Consider the following 15,887-nt stretch of genomic DNA (forward strand, 5'->3'; position numbering starts at 1 on the left):
GGTGATCCATGAACCCGATCGAACAATGCTACGCCTCTGGCGGCGACATGATCATCAAGACCATCGAAGCCCGGGCAGAAGGTGAGCCCGATTCAATGCTCTTTTCGCAGGGATTCGATGATTGGACGTGCGTGACGGAGGACGGCCGCACGCTGACCTTTCCCGGTACCGCCATGGATGAGGCGCTGCCGAAGAGCGATAACAGCGGCTATCAAAGTCTGAACATCGAGCTGGACAACACCATGGGCGATGTCCAGAAGGTCGTCGAGGGGTACAGGGAAGCCGGAAAGAAGATTTACATGACTCACCGGGAGTACCTCGAAAGCGACCTGAGCTTTCCGACCTCGATCTACCACTTGACGGTGCTCAACCGTGAGTACGCAGACAACACAGCGACGTTTTCTTGCGGGTTTTTCGACCTGCTCAACACGGGCTACCCGCGTGGGAAGCTAACGAACTTGATCGCACCAGGTCTTCGGTACATCTAACCATGCTCAACAAATTCTTATCCGCCCCTTACCGGGATGGCGGCCGGGGTCCTGCTGCCTACGATTGCTGGGGACTGTGTATTGCGGTGCGCCATCAACTACTGGGCTTACCACTGCTGCCCAGCTTGGGCGCCGTAGGCAAAGACCGATTTCGTGAGAACACACACGCATACCACGACCTCAGGCAAGGGATGGAGGTGTGCTTGCCAGAGGTGGGAGCCATCGCAGCGGTGTTCCGTGGAGGGCTCTGCCTACACGTGGGCGTAGTGGTCGAGGCTGATGGTCGGCTGAAGGTGCTGGACACGAACCCGGGCGGAGCAAGAATCCGCACCGTCCGAGAGTTTGAATCTGATTTTCCAAGGGTGGTCTTCTACCGTGATCCAATTTTTCCCGAACAAGATGGCCGATTCGGCGCCGATGGCCACGTATCGGACTGATCGCCGCATGACGCTGGAGCAATGGCTCATCGAGCAATCGCCCAGCTACCAGCGCCTAGAATCACCACCGATCAGCATCATCCTTAACGACGAAATCATTGAGTCCCGGCTCTGGCACAAGGTCCAGTTTAAGCCATCTGACCAAGTCGACATCTACCGCGAGCCGAAGGGCACAGACCCGTTCAGCATTACTTACGCCCTGTTCGCAGGCGCGAAAGCCGTCATGAAAATGATGGCGCCGAAGATGCCGGGTATGCCATCGAACCCGACCGCCCAAGGTAACCCGCTCGACGATGCCAGCGCCAAGGGCAACAAGGTGAAGCTTGGAGACACCATTCGTGAAATTGCCGGACGGCAAAGGACTTTCCCGTCTTACTTGGCAGAACCGCGGCACTACTTCGCTGGCCCCAGAGAGCAATGGGTGGAGATGCTCCTGTATGTCGGGTGGGGTAGCTATGACATACCGGTGAACACTATCAAGGTTGGTGGCACACCTCTGGTTTCGCTCGGCGCTGATGCGACATGGTCGATTTATCAGCCTGGTGAGGATCTGTCTAACGACCCTGCTTCAATGCTTTGGTGCAACGTTAAGGAGGTAGGGGCAAGCTCCAGCGGTTCGGCAGGGCTAGACCTGACCGTTACCACGGATCTGGCGCGCTCTGCCACCGCATCGGCTTATCGATTCGCAGGAGATGCGATCTCGATTCCTGCCGGCGCTGGATCGTTCCCGGACAACTGGGATGCGGGTTTAATCATTCGGGTCGTTTCCCCATACGAATACACGGTCATTGATGGTGGCGCCGGGCGGGATATCGTTCAGGGCCCGCTGGAGATGCTCAACCCGACAGTAGGGATGGAAATTGAGGTCGCTGGGACGAATGCCGGCAATTACATCGTCAACAGCTACTCGCCGTATTCGCCTGAGGTTCCACCCTCTGCTGGTACTGCGTCGACAATTCTCGGCTCAAGTGCTCCAGCGCGGTATGACTTCGATGTTACGCCTCTGACTTTTACCATCAGTCGCGGGGCAACGCCGTACTCGGTCACGCTGAGCACAGCCGCGTCTGACCTTGCAGGCCTGGTCTCTGCCTTCAATACGGCCAAAGGAGCGGCGCCATTCATTGCCAGTGCCTCGTCCGGAGTGCTGTTGATCACCGAGGCGTCGACGTTCACCGGGCTTCCGCTGGTGTCATCGGATGCTTCCGAGATCCTTGGAACAAGCCCGACCGGTTCGACGGGGTCTGCGGCCACCAGTGGTTCACCCGAGCAGCCGGCGCAAATGACGCTGGATTATGAGGGCGGCTCACCGGTAAATGGCTTGGCGATTGGTACTGGGTTGGCGTCTATCGGCCCTCGAGGCCTGCGCTATCGCATCACGGCCTTTGGAGCATCCACGATTACGCTTGATCGTCTGACCTCGTCAGGCGCAGTAGATGCGGCGTGGCCGGGCTTCAATGTCACAGAGACCGTTAGCGGTGTCATCAGCCTGGATCAATCCAACCTTCAGGGAGGTTACCGCGGGCCTTTTGCGGTATGTGATGAGGGTGAGAAAGTCACCGAGATTGAGTGGACGGTAGAGGGTAACAAGGGAATATTCGGCCTCGGGCGAGAAGGGCAGATCTATCAGGTCAGCTCCTTCCACACGCTTGAGTACCGCGATATGGAGCTCGCGGGGGCGTGGACCGTCATCGATAAGACGCACAGCAGTGGGTCAATGGATGCTGTTGGGTTCACCAACCGCGTTACATTGCCCTATCCAATGCGACCAGAAGTGCAGCTCAAGAAGCGTTTCATCCAGCAGGGTGAGCGCGAAAACGAGACCAACAACGACATCACATGGACGGCGCTTCGCGGACTTCGGCAAACCCGGCCAACCAGCTACCCGGGAATGACCGTAATATCGCTGCGGGTTCGCGGCGGGGATCGGTTGTCTGCGCAATCGGAAAGCAATATCGGTCTTGAAGCAACGCGGATCCTGCCGATGCGTAGCGTCGGAGCGTGGCAGCCTGCGCAACCAACCCGGGATATTGTCCCGTTCGTGCTAAACGTCTTGAAGACGTTGGGGTACACGGACACGGATATCAACCTGCCAGAGTTCGACCTCTTGCATGAGGAGTGTCATGCAGCCGGGCAGTTTTACGATCAGAGCATCGATGACACGTTGACCGCCAAGGAGGTGATCAACAACGCCCTGGCGTGCGGTTGGGCTGAACTGACCATCGCCAACGGAAAGATCAAGCCGGTGCGGGATGTTCCGCGTGCAGTGTTCGAGCGCGAGTATGGGCCTAAGACCCAAACATATTCGCCGCAGAACATGACCAAATCACTGGTGATCAGCGGGCCGCTCAACTCGATCAACGATTATGACGGTGTGGACGTCGAATACTTCTCCAGCGTGAGCTGGTCCTGGGAGACGGTTGAGTGCCGATGGCCAGGCGACCAAGGGATAAAGGTCGAGAAGCTCAAGCTGCCAGGCGTATCGGACAAGGACCGTGCCTACCAGTGGGGGATGCGCCGCCGCGGTCATCAGCTGTTCAGGCAAGACACGTACAGTTGGTCGACAGAGTTGGATGGCCGTAACTCTGGCTATCTGAGCTTCTGCGCTGTAGCCAGCGACACGCCTGGGCTTTGTCAGAGTGCCATTCTGCTGGGCGTCGAGACGGTTCCTGAAGGTGTTGTGCTGGAATCATCAGAGCCATTGGACTGGTCTGCGGGCGGCAATCACAAAGTAGGTATCAGGCGACTGGACGGCACATTGTCCGGGCCGTATCAGGCCTCTCAGATTGACGAGTTCCGCGTCAGGGTCGATGAGCTCGACTTTGACCCGGCTACTGACAGTGTTGACCTTGAGCCGCCTCACCTCCTGTTTGGTCCTTCTGACAAATGGGCCTACCCGGTGCTGGTGACCTCTGCCGATCCCTCGAATGGAGGGGTGGCGATGAAGGGCATGCCGTACGATTCTCGGGTCTACACCTACGACAACGCAACTGCGCCAGAGGCTGCCTGATGCTCACTTATCCAGAAGGCCTGCCCCTCCCACAGAGGGAGGGCTATGGTTTTTCGCAGATCAGTCCGATCACCAGTACGAAAATGGTTACCGGTCGATCTCGCCGCCGCCGCATCTGGCGGAGTACTCCGGCGCGGGTGGCAGTGACTTGGTTGATGGAGGGGCCGGAAGCCAAGCTCTTCATGGGTTGGTTCGAGCACGGTATAAATGCTGTTGATTGGTTCCTCTGCCCTGTTAAGAGCCCAATGGGCCTTGAGCTGGCAAAGGCCCAGTTCACCGATATTTACCAAGGCCCTTTTCTGGTTGGCGTCGACTTGTGGCGTTTCACCGCTGAGCTTGAATTGTTCAAGTTGCCAATCATCAGCGAGGTCGAACTTACTGACCTGCTCGCCGGCATGGATATCGGCGTCATGAATGCGCAGCTCCGCAGTCTGCTGGAGCGCTGGTACACGAAGTCCTGGCCGGGTGCGACTTAACCGTTCGATCTACAGATCATTTTTCAATTCTATAGCCCACCACTGAGTGGGCTTTTTTTCGCCTGGAGTAAATATGAGCGGACCAACTGATCTGGCGCGCTTGACGGGAACGATCGACATCTTGAACGAGATCACGATTTCACCCGAGATCAAGGATGTTGACGTGGGGAATGGGGAATCGCGGCCAACGGTTACCAAGGCGCTCTCTATTGCGGCCACTCAATTCGGCGGCGCAATGCCTTATACCAGCATTGAAGAAGCTCTCACAAAGACAGTCAGTGGCACAGTATTCTCAGTGCCATCCAAATTGGCCCTGTCGCCCGATCCACTCAAATACATCGACATGTACCTGAATGACGAGGGCGCGCCAGTGCCACTCGGTGACTACCCCAATGGTTTTGCGAATCGTCTAAGCATCAATCAATCATCCTTGGCGCTCGAGCTGGCACCCTCGAGAATGCTCGATACAAGGTATGGCTGGGGCGTAGCTGATGAGCGGGGCTATCCAATACTCGGCGTAAAAAACATTGGTGTGGCCACCGGTATCTTTGATGAGCTGCCCGGCCTGTTTTTTCTAAGCGGCGAGTGGCGCTATGTGCAAACCGATGTAAATGGCATTGTCCTGCTGGGCCACCGGTGGGACGGTACCACCGTTGTTTTCGGCGTGGCCTCCGATGCGAATGTGGTTCCGTACCAGGTAAACGATTCGGGTCTTTCGGATATCTGGCTGCTCGCGAATGGCATGAACTACCAGCTTACGGGCGCTGGCAACAATTGGGACCCTGTCGCCTCTGATGGCGTTGTTCGCTATATGTCGAGAGTGGGCACCAATGTGCAGCAGGTCCAACAAGACCAGCCGGTTTACGGTGAGGTCGCGCCGTATGTTCGCAACTGGCTGCATATCCTCAGCAGCAGCCAGTCATTGGGGCTTGGAACTCATTCTGAAATTTTGACCACACAACCTCCTGTCGCGAACCGCGTGTTTACCATTGCAGTGGGATTGCGCCAAAGCGATGCCCTACAAGCGGTCGAGTTAGCCCCCGAAAGCGTCCTGCCATTGAAGCCTTTGGTGTCGAACCTGCAGGAAGCGCCGCACGCTCAACTTTGTGCGAGCCTGGCGCGCCATCGCGATCTGCCGGCCGACGCGGGCGTCATTGGTAGCTGCCATGGCATAGGGGCGACCACCATTCAGAACCTGTCCAAGGGAACCGTTTCCTACAACAATCTGATCGCCACAGTGACGCAGTGCAAGGCCGACGCGACAGCTCGCGGTTACGGCTATGAGGTTCCGTTTGTTGACTGGATCCAAGGGGAAGCAAATACAAACGGGAGCCAGGGCGCGTATCTGACAGCCTTGCTTCTGCTTCAGTCCGACCTGACCACCGATATCGGCGCAATCAGTGGCCAGCCCAACATCCCTCTGGTGCTGTGCCAGATGAGTAGCTGGACTACCAAGAACGTGACGACCAGCTATGTGCCGCATGAGCAGCTGCAGGCCGCGCTGGAGAATCCGACCAAATTCATTTGCGCCGGTCCGAAGTACTGGCTCGACTACCACACCGATGGTGTGCACTTGACTGGAAAGGGGTCTGTTCAGCTCGGAGCCATGCACCGAGCGCCGGCAGCAGCGGCCATTGCAAGAAAGACTTGGCTGCCGACGTATTGCACGAAGGCGGTTCGTACCGGGGTAGTAGTCACACTTAGTTTCCACACCCCGGTGGGCGCCCTGGTGCGTGACACGGCGAATGTAACCGACCCGGGCAACTTGGGCCTTCGGTGGATTGACAGCACCAGCAGCGCGACGGTTTTGAGTGCCCAGGTCAATGGCAATAACACCGTCACCCTGACGCTATCGGGTGTGCCATCCGGTGCCAACCCTCGCGTAGGTATTGCTGATATTGGGATCTCGGGTGCCTTGGGTGGGCCAACTACCGGGCCGCGCAGCTGTTTGCGTGACAGCAATACTGAATTGGATGTGTTCGGCAACCCCTTCTACAACTGGGCATGCCACCAAATTATCAGCGTGGAGTAACAAAATAATGGGACAAATCATCGTACTGTCGGGCGTGACTGCTCAGGCAGGTGCAAACGCTCCACGTATCACTATGTCGGCGGCCGATCGGGTGGCTATGCGAATGCCTTATCTCAAGCATGCCGTGAGCGCCAATGAGCTGACCCCTGTCGCAGGCGAAGGGCTGCAAGGTCGCTGTCGAGTCACCGGAACCAAACTGATCACTACAGGTGCGGGAAAGGCCAATATGGCTTTGCTCAATCGAGCAGGTCATCTGGGAATAGGCGGATCAGTATTGTCCAGCGCCATGGGACTCAAGCTGCCAGACGGAAGCGCAACGGCGTCTTACACTATCGTGGTCGCATTCAATATTGGCACCTCGACTGGCAGTATTTACACCACCAGCCGGCAGCTACTCAACGGGTTCGGTGCGGATGATGTGCTGGCCAACCAAATGCTGACAGCTTCTGGCTCAGCCAATTCGGCCGAAATTTACAAGAGCAAAATGCTATCCGTCGGTATTGGCACGCTATCTCCGTTTGCAATCGTGAACATGCCACCATCGCTTAGCTGGGGGGTGGTGGCGGTCGATTTTAATAACGATACCGGAGTGGTCAGCCTCTCACTCGACGGCATTACTTGGAGTTCGGTACAGCGTGTCGTGGGCGGCAACACCATTGGCGGTACCGGGTACGTGACAATCGGGATGCCAACCACCACGGCTGGCCTGACTGATAACTTGATAGGTGACACATTCATCTTCGGTGAGTCGCTGCGTGCCAAGTCCTCGGACAGCGCGATCGCGAGCCTCATTGCTGCGATGAAGGCTGATTACGGAATCGCCGCGTAGAGTTTTCGACGAAGCCCTGACCGCCTCGAGCGGTTTTTTTGTGCCTGAAATTCGTGAGGCCCGCCTAGTGCGGGTCATTTTTGGATAAGCCTATGCCCATCACCAAGCAGCAACTGCTGCAGATCCTCCCGAACGCCGGCCAATCAGCCGGCGTTTTTGTGTCCGCTTTAAACACCGCCATGAACCACTACCAGATCGTTGGCCTGAAGCGCGTGGCGGCGCTCATTGCGCAGATCGGCCATGAGTCTGGCCAGCTCAAATATGTGAAAGAGATCTGGGGCCCCACCAAAGCCCAGATCAAATACGAAGGCAGGGCAGACCTGGGCAACACCGTGGCGGGGGACGGATCCAAGTATCGCGGCCGTGGCCTGATCCAGATCACCGGCCGGGCCAACTATGCCGAGTGCGGTGAAGCCCTGGGCCTTGACCTGGTCAACCACCCTGAGTTGTTGGAGAAGCCGCAGCACGCCTGTATGTCCGCCGCGTGGTTCTGGTCGAGTAGAGGTCTGAACACACTGGCCGATGCGGGCAAGTTCGACACTATTACTCGGCGCATCAACGGCGGTCTGAACGGCGCAGCGGATCGGCGGGCGCTGTACGCCCAGGCGCTGAAGGTGTTGGCGTGATAGCCGTGCTCAGGCTTGTTCCAATTTGGGTGTGGACATTGATTGCTCTGCTCGGTGGTCTGGCCTACCAAACCCATCAGTTGTCAGAGGCTCGCACGGAGTTCGCCAGTTACAAGTCAGACAAAGCCGCTGAAGCTACAAAGGCGAGTGAGGATGCCCGGCTGGCCGAACAGCAACAGCAACGAAATCTCGACCAGGTACGCGCCAATGCAGCGGATCAGAAACAGAAAGATGATGCTCTTATTGCTCAGCAGCTTGCTGATCATGGCATCTTGCGCGACCAAACCCGAAGGCTACTTGCCGACAAGACCTATCTCAATGCCCGCCTTGCCGAGCGAGGCAAGACAATCAACGACCTTGTCGATTTGCTCGCCGAGCTGCGATCAGAGGCTGATGGATATGCGGGCCAACTGGCGGCAGCGCTTACAGAAAGTCGTCGGGCCGGGTTCGCCTGCGAGCGGTCCTATGATGCCGTAACGATGCCGCCTTGAAGGGATTGCATGAGTATGTACGGGATGTTTGTCGTTGAATTCATGAGCAAAAAGCCCGGCGCTGGGCCGTGCTTTGATTTGCGAGCTTATTTCTTTGGAGCAAGTTTATCTAGCTTCTTGTTTATACTTTTCGTCTTGATTGCCCGCTCATGAATTCCGCTTTTGAAGTCAGATACTTCTTTGATTTCATTTAGAATAAGAAAAAATGAGCAAATGCTAATCGCGAAGCTGATGCCTGTGAAGCCAGTGACAACTCTATAGATAGCCCAGTTACCTGGAGACAAGAAAAGACCGATTGCTATGAGAAAGGCGGAGCAGACATAAAAGCATATGGCGAATTGTATCTGCCGCCTTTTAGCTCCAACGGTGGCTTTGACCCGGCGTCTTTCAGACTCTGTAATACCCTTGATTTCCCGCAGGTTATTAAGATTCCACCACAGCTGAGTAGCAAAACCAAGAGGCAGGAGAAACACTGTCAACAGGCCCCACTGGATAGTTGGCGGAGAGCTTTGATCGGCCGACAATAGGAAGAAATGAGTCGCAAGCGCTCCCATTGCGGCTGCCACCAGCACCGCAAGAAAGCCAAACCCAGTCCAACCCTGCTGCTTCATGTCAATCGTTCTCCGGAAGAATTACAGATTCTGCATCGCCTGATCTTAGCTTGCCTGCGAGCCAGCCGTGCATTTTATGATACAAAACGCCCTCGTCGAGCAAGCCATTCGTCAGTTTTGGAACGGAAATGGCCCCGGAAAGTTTCAGATCACCCCCTTTTATCGTGCCGCCCCCCTCTAGCTCGATACGAATGTCAGCCTCGTCAACATGTCGAAGCGAAGTGGCAATGTTATCTAGTATATTTTGGCCGACCTTTGTTGTCTTTCTCATGTAGGTTATTTCAAGGCTGACCTTGAGATTTGCTTCATCAAGGTCGTCTTCGAGGTCGAGCCTGTTAAACCAGTCTGCTCCAAGAGCCGCTCTAATAACATCTGCTCCCATCCCGGCAGGCTGAAATCGAACTTTTCGGGGGTTAAGAACGTCCTCAGATATTTCTGTAAGGATTACGCGCCCTTCATCATCAGGTACTGAATCCTCAGCTTCGGCTTTGACCGGGGTACCCAGCTTGATGTTTCTTACGGGTTTTGCAGCTATTTTTGCGAAAGTCTCTTGGCTTGGCTGGTCATTCAGAATAATAGCGGTACCAGTGGGTACGCCGCCGAAGCTGGCGATGATCCATCCAAGGTGTGCTTCAAGCTCTCTCGCCCTGAGAGAGCTTGACTGCAGTATTGCGACGTGATTTTCAAAAACCCCAAAATACAAAAGCGAGTCAACAAATTCTCTTCTGAATTTCGCTTGCTCTTCGCTTTCTGCGGGCTTGTTGAGCACTTCATTCGTGAAAGCGTCAAGCGCATAAAAATCAGCGTCGTCGTCCATTTCGATAAATGCCTGACTGCCTCCTGGCTCAAACATAATCATTTGGAAAAAAAGCATACCGTTGTAATCAAGCTTATGGTTGATTACGCGGAAGCTGTCCGTATCAGCATTGACAATTTCTTTTCGCTTGCCAACCTTGTTTGCCGGGCTCGCTGTAGCGAAAACTTTCTCTAGTATTTCTTGCAGATTGCCTGCTCCGGTAATCACTGCTCGCTTGTAGTGCAATGTCTTGGAAATTGCCCCGGCCATATAGTGTCCTTTTTTGGCAGATACGCTGAATTGAGTGTCGAGCTCATAATTGCTAAATGCGGGCCAAGATAAGGCAAATTGCCATCTACTGGTAGTCGCGTAGGGAATAAAGCACCGCGCTTCTGGCTGAGCGTCGTCAGCGGATGTGCTGTGAGCGCAAATTGGTTGCAGCGGCGACTACCTGTAACTGACTCAGTGGTGCTAATTTTCGGCACCTACATTTGTGGTCGTAAAAATTAGCACGAGCTCAATTCATGTAGGAAAAGCGAAATAAGAAAGTCGTCGTCCCGGGTTCGCCTGCGAACGATCTTATGAGGTGGCAGCTGGGCAGCCTTGAAGGGGGTGCAGGAGTGTGTAAAGCGGAGTGGTGATATGGCGAGATGAGTATTTATTGCGACCGCGTCATTATGAGCTAACGTCAGGCCATTGAAATAGAGCCTTGCACAAGGAAGAGCAATGGATCAGCAACTCATTTGGATGTCAGTGTTGATGACTTCTCTCTGGATCACGGCTTTTTCATTGACCGTGTTCGCACTGGTGGCCAAGTAGTCAAAAAGCAAAGCCCGGAGTTTCGCGGCTCCAGGGCTTCTATTTTCGCCTCCATCCCTTAATGTCGGACGAACGTTGCGCCGAGATTACCAGCGCTGAGTTGATTGTTCATTACTGCTATAGGCGGATTGTGTTCGGCCGGCATGACGCAAGAGTCGCCCTCCGCTGAACGGGGCTTTATCCAATCATGCCGAACTGATACAAGTGCTGTTCATGCATATAGCATTTGAAAATGAAACGTTACATAGACGACCCGCTTGCTGAGTGGCAAGCAGCGATCAAGCAACGCTTTGACCTGGTCACAGATCCTGAAGCCCAGTGGCGCAAGCTTGTGGATCTGGCGATGCTCGCTCATAAGCGTCGCCAGGTGTGCAGTGGCGAGCTTTCGGAAATGCTCGAGCTTTCTGACGCAGCCAAGCTTTGGGGGCTGGTCGAGTGGGAGTAGGCTGAAGCTATCGGGCTGCTCACTGAGGAGGCCGTTGATCCGGACGATGTTTCTTTTTTTCGTAACAGGGATAGGTGAGCTTTGGCAGAACGCCGGGGAGGAAGGGGTAGGAGGAGGCCAAAAAGGCTAAGTGACTTTCCAAGTGACTTTGTAAATTACGGTTGCGCACTGTTGGGCATCGTTGCAGCGAGCGCCAAGCGCGAAGCCTTGTGTTTAGCGGGATGTAGAGGTTCCCGCTTGCATGGGGTGCTAGGGGTCGAGTGTTCGAATCACTCCGTCCCGACCATATTATTCAATGACTTAGCCCAACTTTCGCGAGTTGGGCTTTTTCATGTGCGTGACTTTTGTGTGACCTCTCCAAATTTTACTCCTGCTTCCTCTTCAGAATCGTCAGCGCCGGTGCGCGTGAGTCAGTGGCTGACACCTTATTTGCAGCTTCTATCAGATGCCCCAGCTCAGCGCCGGAGTAGTGACTGGTGATGCTGCCGTTCTTATGGCCGAGCAATGCTTTGCGATCCTCCTCAGTCACGCCTGCTGCACGCTGCCTTCTGCCAAAGGTGTGCTTCAGGTCGTGAATGCGGATCCGGGCGAACCCATCGTGTGCCGGCCGTAAATACTTCTCCTGCCATTGTTTCGTCGCTTTCGCCGTCTGAGAATCACCAGGCGCTAGTCCCGGTTCTTTACAGCAGACCTTGCACTTCGTCCGCCGAAGCCGGCCGGAATCAAAAACACTGTGGTATCCCGCACCGGTACCGCGATTTCCCAAGCCCACTGATGCTTACAAATCTCCTGCACCCGGCACCCCGTGTTGACCTTGAACATGGCCATGGTCTGGAGTTGTGCCGGTAGCTCAGGCGCCGCTCTCGGTGTCCGGATGCAGCAAGTAGGGCGGGTTAAACGGAACTAAACTCGGTAATACCGTCTACATTTCAAGGGGTATTCCCTTTCGGAGAAGACGGTCATGCTTAAGTCTCGCTTGTTCGTAGTGGCTATTACCTGTCTTGCTTTGGCTGCAGGCCCTGTGTCTGCGCTGGCCGATCCCGGAAATGGAAATGGAAAGGGCCAGGGCAATGGAAAAGGCAGCTCCCAAGGCGGCCAAGGACATGGAAACCAAGGTAATAAAGGAAAAAATTCGGGCGGCGGGGATTGGGCGCACGGTCCAAACATTGACCGAGGCAACATCTTGGGGGTACTCGGCGGCCACCGTGACTACTGGAGTTCAGGCCATTCACTGCCGCCTGGAATACAGAAGAACCTGGCTAGGGGGAAGCCTCTTCCTCCGGGCATTGCCAAGAAGCTGGATGGCCGGTTGCTGGGCAGGCTGCCACATTACGACGGCTACGAATGGCAGCAGGCTGGAACCGATTTAATACTTGTCGCAATTGCTTCCGGCATAATTTATGAGGTGCTCAACGGAGCCTTTGATTAAGGCGCGAGGGGCTCAATAATTTCCTCATCAGAGTCTTTCTGAATCACCAGAAGGCGTTCATTGCGGAATTTCCTCGACACCTTTTCAGTGATCTCAAAAGGTGTCGTGACAGGTTCAAGCGTCTTGGCGGCAGTATCGAAGTCGGCGTCGATCAAGTTTTTCAGCAGTGGTTGATGTCACTGCTTCGAGGAAGTGGTCAAGGCCGCTGGATACATAAATGGCTGGAGCATTTTCGGCGCTGATGTCGTCGATGGTGATGAGTTGCTGTTTTGCCAACATGGGGAATCCTTGTCGCGATGCTCGCAGCGTCAAAAAAGGTTGCGGATTACTTCGGTGCGATCAGATCTGCCAGGGCTATCAGAAGCAGCCAGCCAGTCCAGCCGAGGAGGGAGGTTGTAGCGCCACGCCAGATCAGACGGCGGCGCTTGAATTGATGGGAGGTCATTTCGCCTCCTCGGTTGCTATGTTCCAGCGCGATACGCGGCGCTGATGCACTGTTGCATCAGCTCCGGGATAGACCTTTTGGCCGCAACTCTGGCAATTGGCCTGATTGTCGAGGATGGGCGTCCCACAGCGCCACGTGAGTAATGTGCTGTTGGTGGGAGAACAGATAAATGCGCAAGTCACGGTCGAACCCTGACAGCAATTCGCCGGCCCTTCATGGTCGTTGCCAAGCGCTTTGGCAGGCTGGCAACTGAGCGCTCTCGCGGCTGGCCAATCACCTCGTTGAAGGGCAGGCCATAGCCCTGCATGACCAGCTTTGATTCAATATCGTCGAGCTGCTCGTCGCTGGGCGTTGTAACTGTGGATGTACTCATGCTGCCTCCTTGCGCTGCCTGCTGACCTTAAGCAGCCAGGCGCTGTAGTGATGAAACTCTTCGGCGTTTAAACATCACATCACAGTTACAACGGACAAGCTGCTCGGCTGCGTTGTAGACCCATTCCTCACAAGTAATTTCCAGTGGGCTCTCGCTCACCACAGGCGGCAGTAGTTCGTCATGCTCAAATTGAGCTTTCGCAGTGCTGACATGGTCGCCTTCAGGTTGGGCGCGGAGGAGAGTGCATGTGGGTTGTGTCGGCAGGTCTTGTGCGAATGTGTCGATGCTGCTTGAACCGTCAGCAGTTCCGCGGATCAGATTGGCAGTTATGGATGAGCATCTCCCTAATCGTGACGGGCTGCTATAGGCCAGAAGCGGACGTTCGCAACCGACTGCTAACGGCCAATAGCGGTCATCGACCGTCAACTAAAGCAGGGGCGACTCAACATGAGCGCCGGAAAAACTCTAACTTTGGGCCTCGTCGTCAGCGCAGGCTCATACCTATCCTGGGTTAGCACCTTTGCTTTAATGTCAATGTGTTAACTGCGACAGCCGGGATAGTTGTCGCGGCTGATCTACGCGTTAAGGATTAGCCTCGGCCAAGCCTGCCTCAATGAAGCGCACCGAACTCTCCATGGCCTGCTGACCTTCTGGCAGCATGGTGGCGTAGAAGTGCCAGGCGTGGAACATCGCAGGCCATACTTCCAGGTTTACGCGAACGCGGTTATCAGCCAGGTGAGTTGCAAGGCGCATTGCATCACTCAACATCAGCTCGTTCTCGCCGATCTGCACTAGGATTGGTGGAAGACCGGTGACGTCCGCGAACACAGGTGAGGCCAGAGGATGATTGGCCAATGTGTCGCCTAGGAATGCTCTAGCGAGGATGTCCAGGACAGGCTTGGAGTTCAGAGGATCCAGACCCTCACGGTTGCTCATGGAAGCACCGGTGTGTTCAAGGTTTGCCCATGGTGATATGGAGGAGCCAACCGCAGGCAATGGAAGCCCTTTCGATTTTGCCGCAACCATGACGCTGACAACCATCGCACCGCCAGCCGACTCGCCAGAGAACGCAATTTTGTTAGCTGGGATTTTCTGCTCAAGCAGCCACTCAAAGGCGCGTAGTGTGTCGTCAATAGAGGCTGGGAACTTGTGCTCAGGAGCAAGGCGATAGTCCGGCATGTACACACGAGCACCGAGCATTTTCGCGTAATTACCGCCGATGCCGTGGTAGCCGTCTGGACGACCTACAATGTAAGCGCCGCCGTGGATGTACATCACTACTGCGTCAGTTTTGATCTCGTCCGGGGTAACCAGTGTGCCGGGTACGCCACCCATGTCGACTGCTTCGAATTTAACGCCAGCTGGCGCTGGATTTTGCGCGAGCATTTTTGCGTAAGTGTCGCGGATGTCGCTCATTTTTGTGATGGTATCGATTCCCTTCAGAACGGGTACCAGATCGCTAAGGCTGTTGGCCCAGGTTTGGACGGCTGCTTGGACTTTAGTGTTCATAATGACCTCAATTGATCGTTGGGAGTGGATTAGCTAATTGAGATACTATGCTTAGTATTGGGGAATAGGGTTCCCCATAACAGGTGCTAAGCCGCCCGAACGTTGAGACCCCTGAGCCCCCATGGAACTCCATAACCTGAACGATATCGCAGCGTTTGTAAGCTCGGTAAACGCTGGAAGCTTCACTGCGGCGGCCAAGCAACTTGGCCTTACGCGCTCTGCGGTGGGGAAGTCGATAGTCAGGCTCGAGGCTCGTTTACAGGTACGTTTACTGAATCGCACTACGCGTAGCTTGAGCATGACGGATGACGGCCAGGTTCTTTATGAGCGCTGTGTGGGCATTCTGCAGGATCTGGACGACGTGGAGGATGCCCTTGCGTTTCGTCGTTCGACACCCAGTGGACGACTACGGATGAGCCTGCCGGTAGCATTAGGTAGACTTCATGTCCTTCAGCACATTGAGTGCTGTCTTAAGGATTGGCCCTCCTTGAGCGTCGATATCACATTTTCCGACAGGCTGGTCGATCTGATCGATGAGGGATTTGATTTGGCCATGCGCATCGGGCCACCCAAGGAAGACTCTCGGTTGCTCACGCGCACAGTGGCCTATCAACAAATGATTACCTGCGCTTCACCCAAGTATCTGGCTGAGCATGACGAGCCTAAAACTCCTGAGGATTTATCCAAGCACCAGTGCCTGCATTTCGTGAGCGGTGGGAGATTGCTTCCTTGGAATTTTCGCGTGAATGGTAGCTCCGTGCCCGTTACTCATGGTGGAAGGCTACAGATGGACAGTGCTGAGTCATTGCACCAGTCAGCTGTCGCTGGCCTAGGCATCGCGACTCTTCCTTCCTATGTGGTAAATGACGATTTGAGGAGCGGCAAGCTCGTTCAATTGCTCGCAGGGTATGCAGAGGCCGCAGAGCCTATTCGGGTGATTTACCCTAGCAAGCGACATCTCTCTCCCAAAATTCGTCTCTTCATCGATAAGCTTGTGGAGGCTTGGTCGCCTTGTCCGCCATGGGAGCGTCATTCGGCAATTCCTACGTTTGCACCCTAAGCGAAGCCGTCTGG

General features: G+C 55.1%; 16 protein-coding genes, 1 tRNA gene and 1 pseudogene. 12 read left to right on the top strand and 6 right to left on the bottom strand.

What is annotated here, in order from left to right; translation table 11 throughout:
* Positions 1–8: 8 nt before the first annotated feature.
* The 8 genes from JQ845_RS12900 to JQ845_RS12930 all read left to right on the top strand — a co-directional run bounded on the left by JQ845_RS12900 (position 9) and on the right by JQ845_RS12930 (position 8,386).
* Complete coding sequence (locus JQ845_RS12900; protein ID WP_203009098.1) at positions 9–488, top strand: DUF1833 family protein; 480 nt, start codon at positions 9–11, stop codon at positions 486–488.
* 2 nt (positions 489–490) lie between these two features.
* A complete protein-coding gene (locus JQ845_RS23200; protein ID WP_328823172.1) occupies positions 491–925 on the top strand; it encodes a hypothetical protein in 435 nt (144 codons plus the stop codon).
* The gene (locus tag JQ845_RS12905) at positions 864–3,932 is read left to right on the top strand and encodes a host specificity factor TipJ family phage tail protein (protein WP_203009099.1); all 3,069 of its coding nucleotides are present in this window, start codon (positions 864–866) and stop codon (positions 3,930–3,932) included. Before JQ845_RS23200 ends, JQ845_RS12905 begins: the two co-directional genes overlap by 62 nt.
* Positions 3,932–4,408 (top strand): hypothetical protein, encoded by a 477-nt coding sequence (locus JQ845_RS12910; RefSeq protein WP_203009100.1) that lies wholly within the window; start codon positions 3,932–3,934, stop codon positions 4,406–4,408. The genes JQ845_RS12905 and JQ845_RS12910 overlap by 1 nt, the downstream gene beginning before the upstream one ends.
* A gap of 73 nt (positions 4,409–4,481) precedes the next feature.
* Complete coding sequence (locus JQ845_RS12915) at positions 4,482–6,440, top strand: sialate O-acetylesterase (RefSeq protein ID WP_203009101.1); 1,959 nt, start codon at positions 4,482–4,484, stop codon at positions 6,438–6,440.
* 7 nt (positions 6,441–6,447) lie between these two features.
* Positions 6,448–7,269, top strand: coding sequence for a hypothetical protein (locus JQ845_RS12920; RefSeq protein ID WP_203009102.1), 822 nt, complete (start codon positions 6,448–6,450; stop codon positions 7,267–7,269).
* 92 nt (positions 7,270–7,361) lie between these two features.
* On the top strand, positions 7,362–7,895 hold the full coding sequence (locus JQ845_RS12925; RefSeq protein WP_203009103.1) for a glycoside hydrolase family 19 protein: 534 nt from the start codon (positions 7,362–7,364) through the stop codon (positions 7,893–7,895).
* A complete protein-coding gene (locus tag JQ845_RS12930; RefSeq protein ID WP_203009104.1) occupies positions 7,892–8,386 on the top strand; it encodes a DUF2514 family protein in 495 nt (164 codons plus the stop codon). The genes JQ845_RS12925 and JQ845_RS12930 overlap by 4 nt, the downstream gene beginning before the upstream one ends.
* An 86-nt stretch (positions 8,387–8,472) precedes the next feature.
* Here JQ845_RS12930 and JQ845_RS12935 read toward each other — a convergent pair whose 3' ends face one another.
* On the bottom strand, positions 8,473–8,997 hold the full coding sequence (locus JQ845_RS12935; RefSeq protein ID WP_203009105.1) for a hypothetical protein: 525 nt from the start codon (positions 8,995–8,997) through the stop codon (positions 8,473–8,475).
* 1 nt (position 8,998) lies between these two features.
* On the bottom strand, positions 8,999–10,063 hold the full coding sequence (locus JQ845_RS12940; protein WP_203009106.1) for a hypothetical protein: 1,065 nt from the start codon (positions 10,061–10,063) through the stop codon (positions 8,999–9,001).
* Between the two features lie 781 nt (positions 10,064–10,844).
* Here JQ845_RS12940 and JQ845_RS12945 point away from each other — a divergent pair.
* Both JQ845_RS12945 and JQ845_RS12950 read left to right on the top strand, forming a co-directional pair.
* Positions 10,845–11,057 carry a hypothetical protein gene (locus tag JQ845_RS12945; protein ID WP_203009107.1) on the top strand — a complete coding sequence of 71 codons (213 nt, stop codon included), beginning with the start codon at positions 10,845–10,847 and terminating at the stop codon, positions 11,055–11,057.
* A 217-nt stretch (positions 11,058–11,274) separates the two neighbouring features.
* Positions 11,275–11,343 (top strand) — tRNA-OTHER (locus tag JQ845_RS12950).
* Between the two features lie 78 nt (positions 11,344–11,421).
* Here the strand turns inward: JQ845_RS12950 and JQ845_RS23075 are convergent.
* Positions 11,422–11,909 (bottom strand): annotated as a pseudogene (locus JQ845_RS23075) (site-specific integrase); the annotation flags it as partial.
* 109 nt (positions 11,910–12,018) lie between these two features.
* Here JQ845_RS23075 and JQ845_RS12955 point away from each other — a divergent pair.
* A complete protein-coding gene (locus JQ845_RS12955) occupies positions 12,019–12,486 on the top strand; it encodes an anti-virulence regulator CigR family protein (RefSeq protein ID WP_161718952.1) in 468 nt (155 codons plus the stop codon).
* 114 nt (positions 12,487–12,600) lie between these two features.
* On the opposite strand, the gene JQ845_RS12960 is transcribed toward JQ845_RS12955, so the two are convergent.
* From JQ845_RS12960 to JQ845_RS12970, 3 genes are all read right to left on the bottom strand, one after another.
* On the bottom strand, positions 12,601–12,765 hold the full coding sequence (locus tag JQ845_RS12960) for a hypothetical protein (protein WP_203009108.1): 165 nt from the start codon (positions 12,763–12,765) through the stop codon (positions 12,601–12,603).
* A 344-nt stretch (positions 12,766–13,109) separates the two neighbouring features.
* Complete coding sequence (locus JQ845_RS12965; protein ID WP_003442264.1) at positions 13,110–13,304, bottom strand: hypothetical protein; 195 nt, start codon at positions 13,302–13,304, stop codon at positions 13,110–13,112.
* A 582-nt stretch (positions 13,305–13,886) separates the two neighbouring features.
* Positions 13,887–14,813, bottom strand: coding sequence for an alpha/beta hydrolase (locus JQ845_RS12970; RefSeq protein WP_010656358.1), 927 nt, complete (start codon positions 14,811–14,813; stop codon positions 13,887–13,889).
* 121 nt (positions 14,814–14,934) lie between these two features.
* Between JQ845_RS12970 and JQ845_RS12975 the strand changes: the two genes are divergently transcribed.
* Positions 14,935–15,873: a LysR family transcriptional regulator gene (locus JQ845_RS12975; protein WP_010656357.1), complete on the top strand. Its 939-nt coding sequence runs from the start codon at positions 14,935–14,937 to the stop codon at positions 15,871–15,873.
* Positions 15,874–15,887 lie beyond the last annotated feature (14 nt).

This window comes from Pseudomonas paraversuta (assembly GCF_904063065.1).
GTDB lineage: Bacteria > Pseudomonadota > Gammaproteobacteria > Pseudomonadales > Pseudomonadaceae > Aquipseudomonas > Aquipseudomonas paraversuta.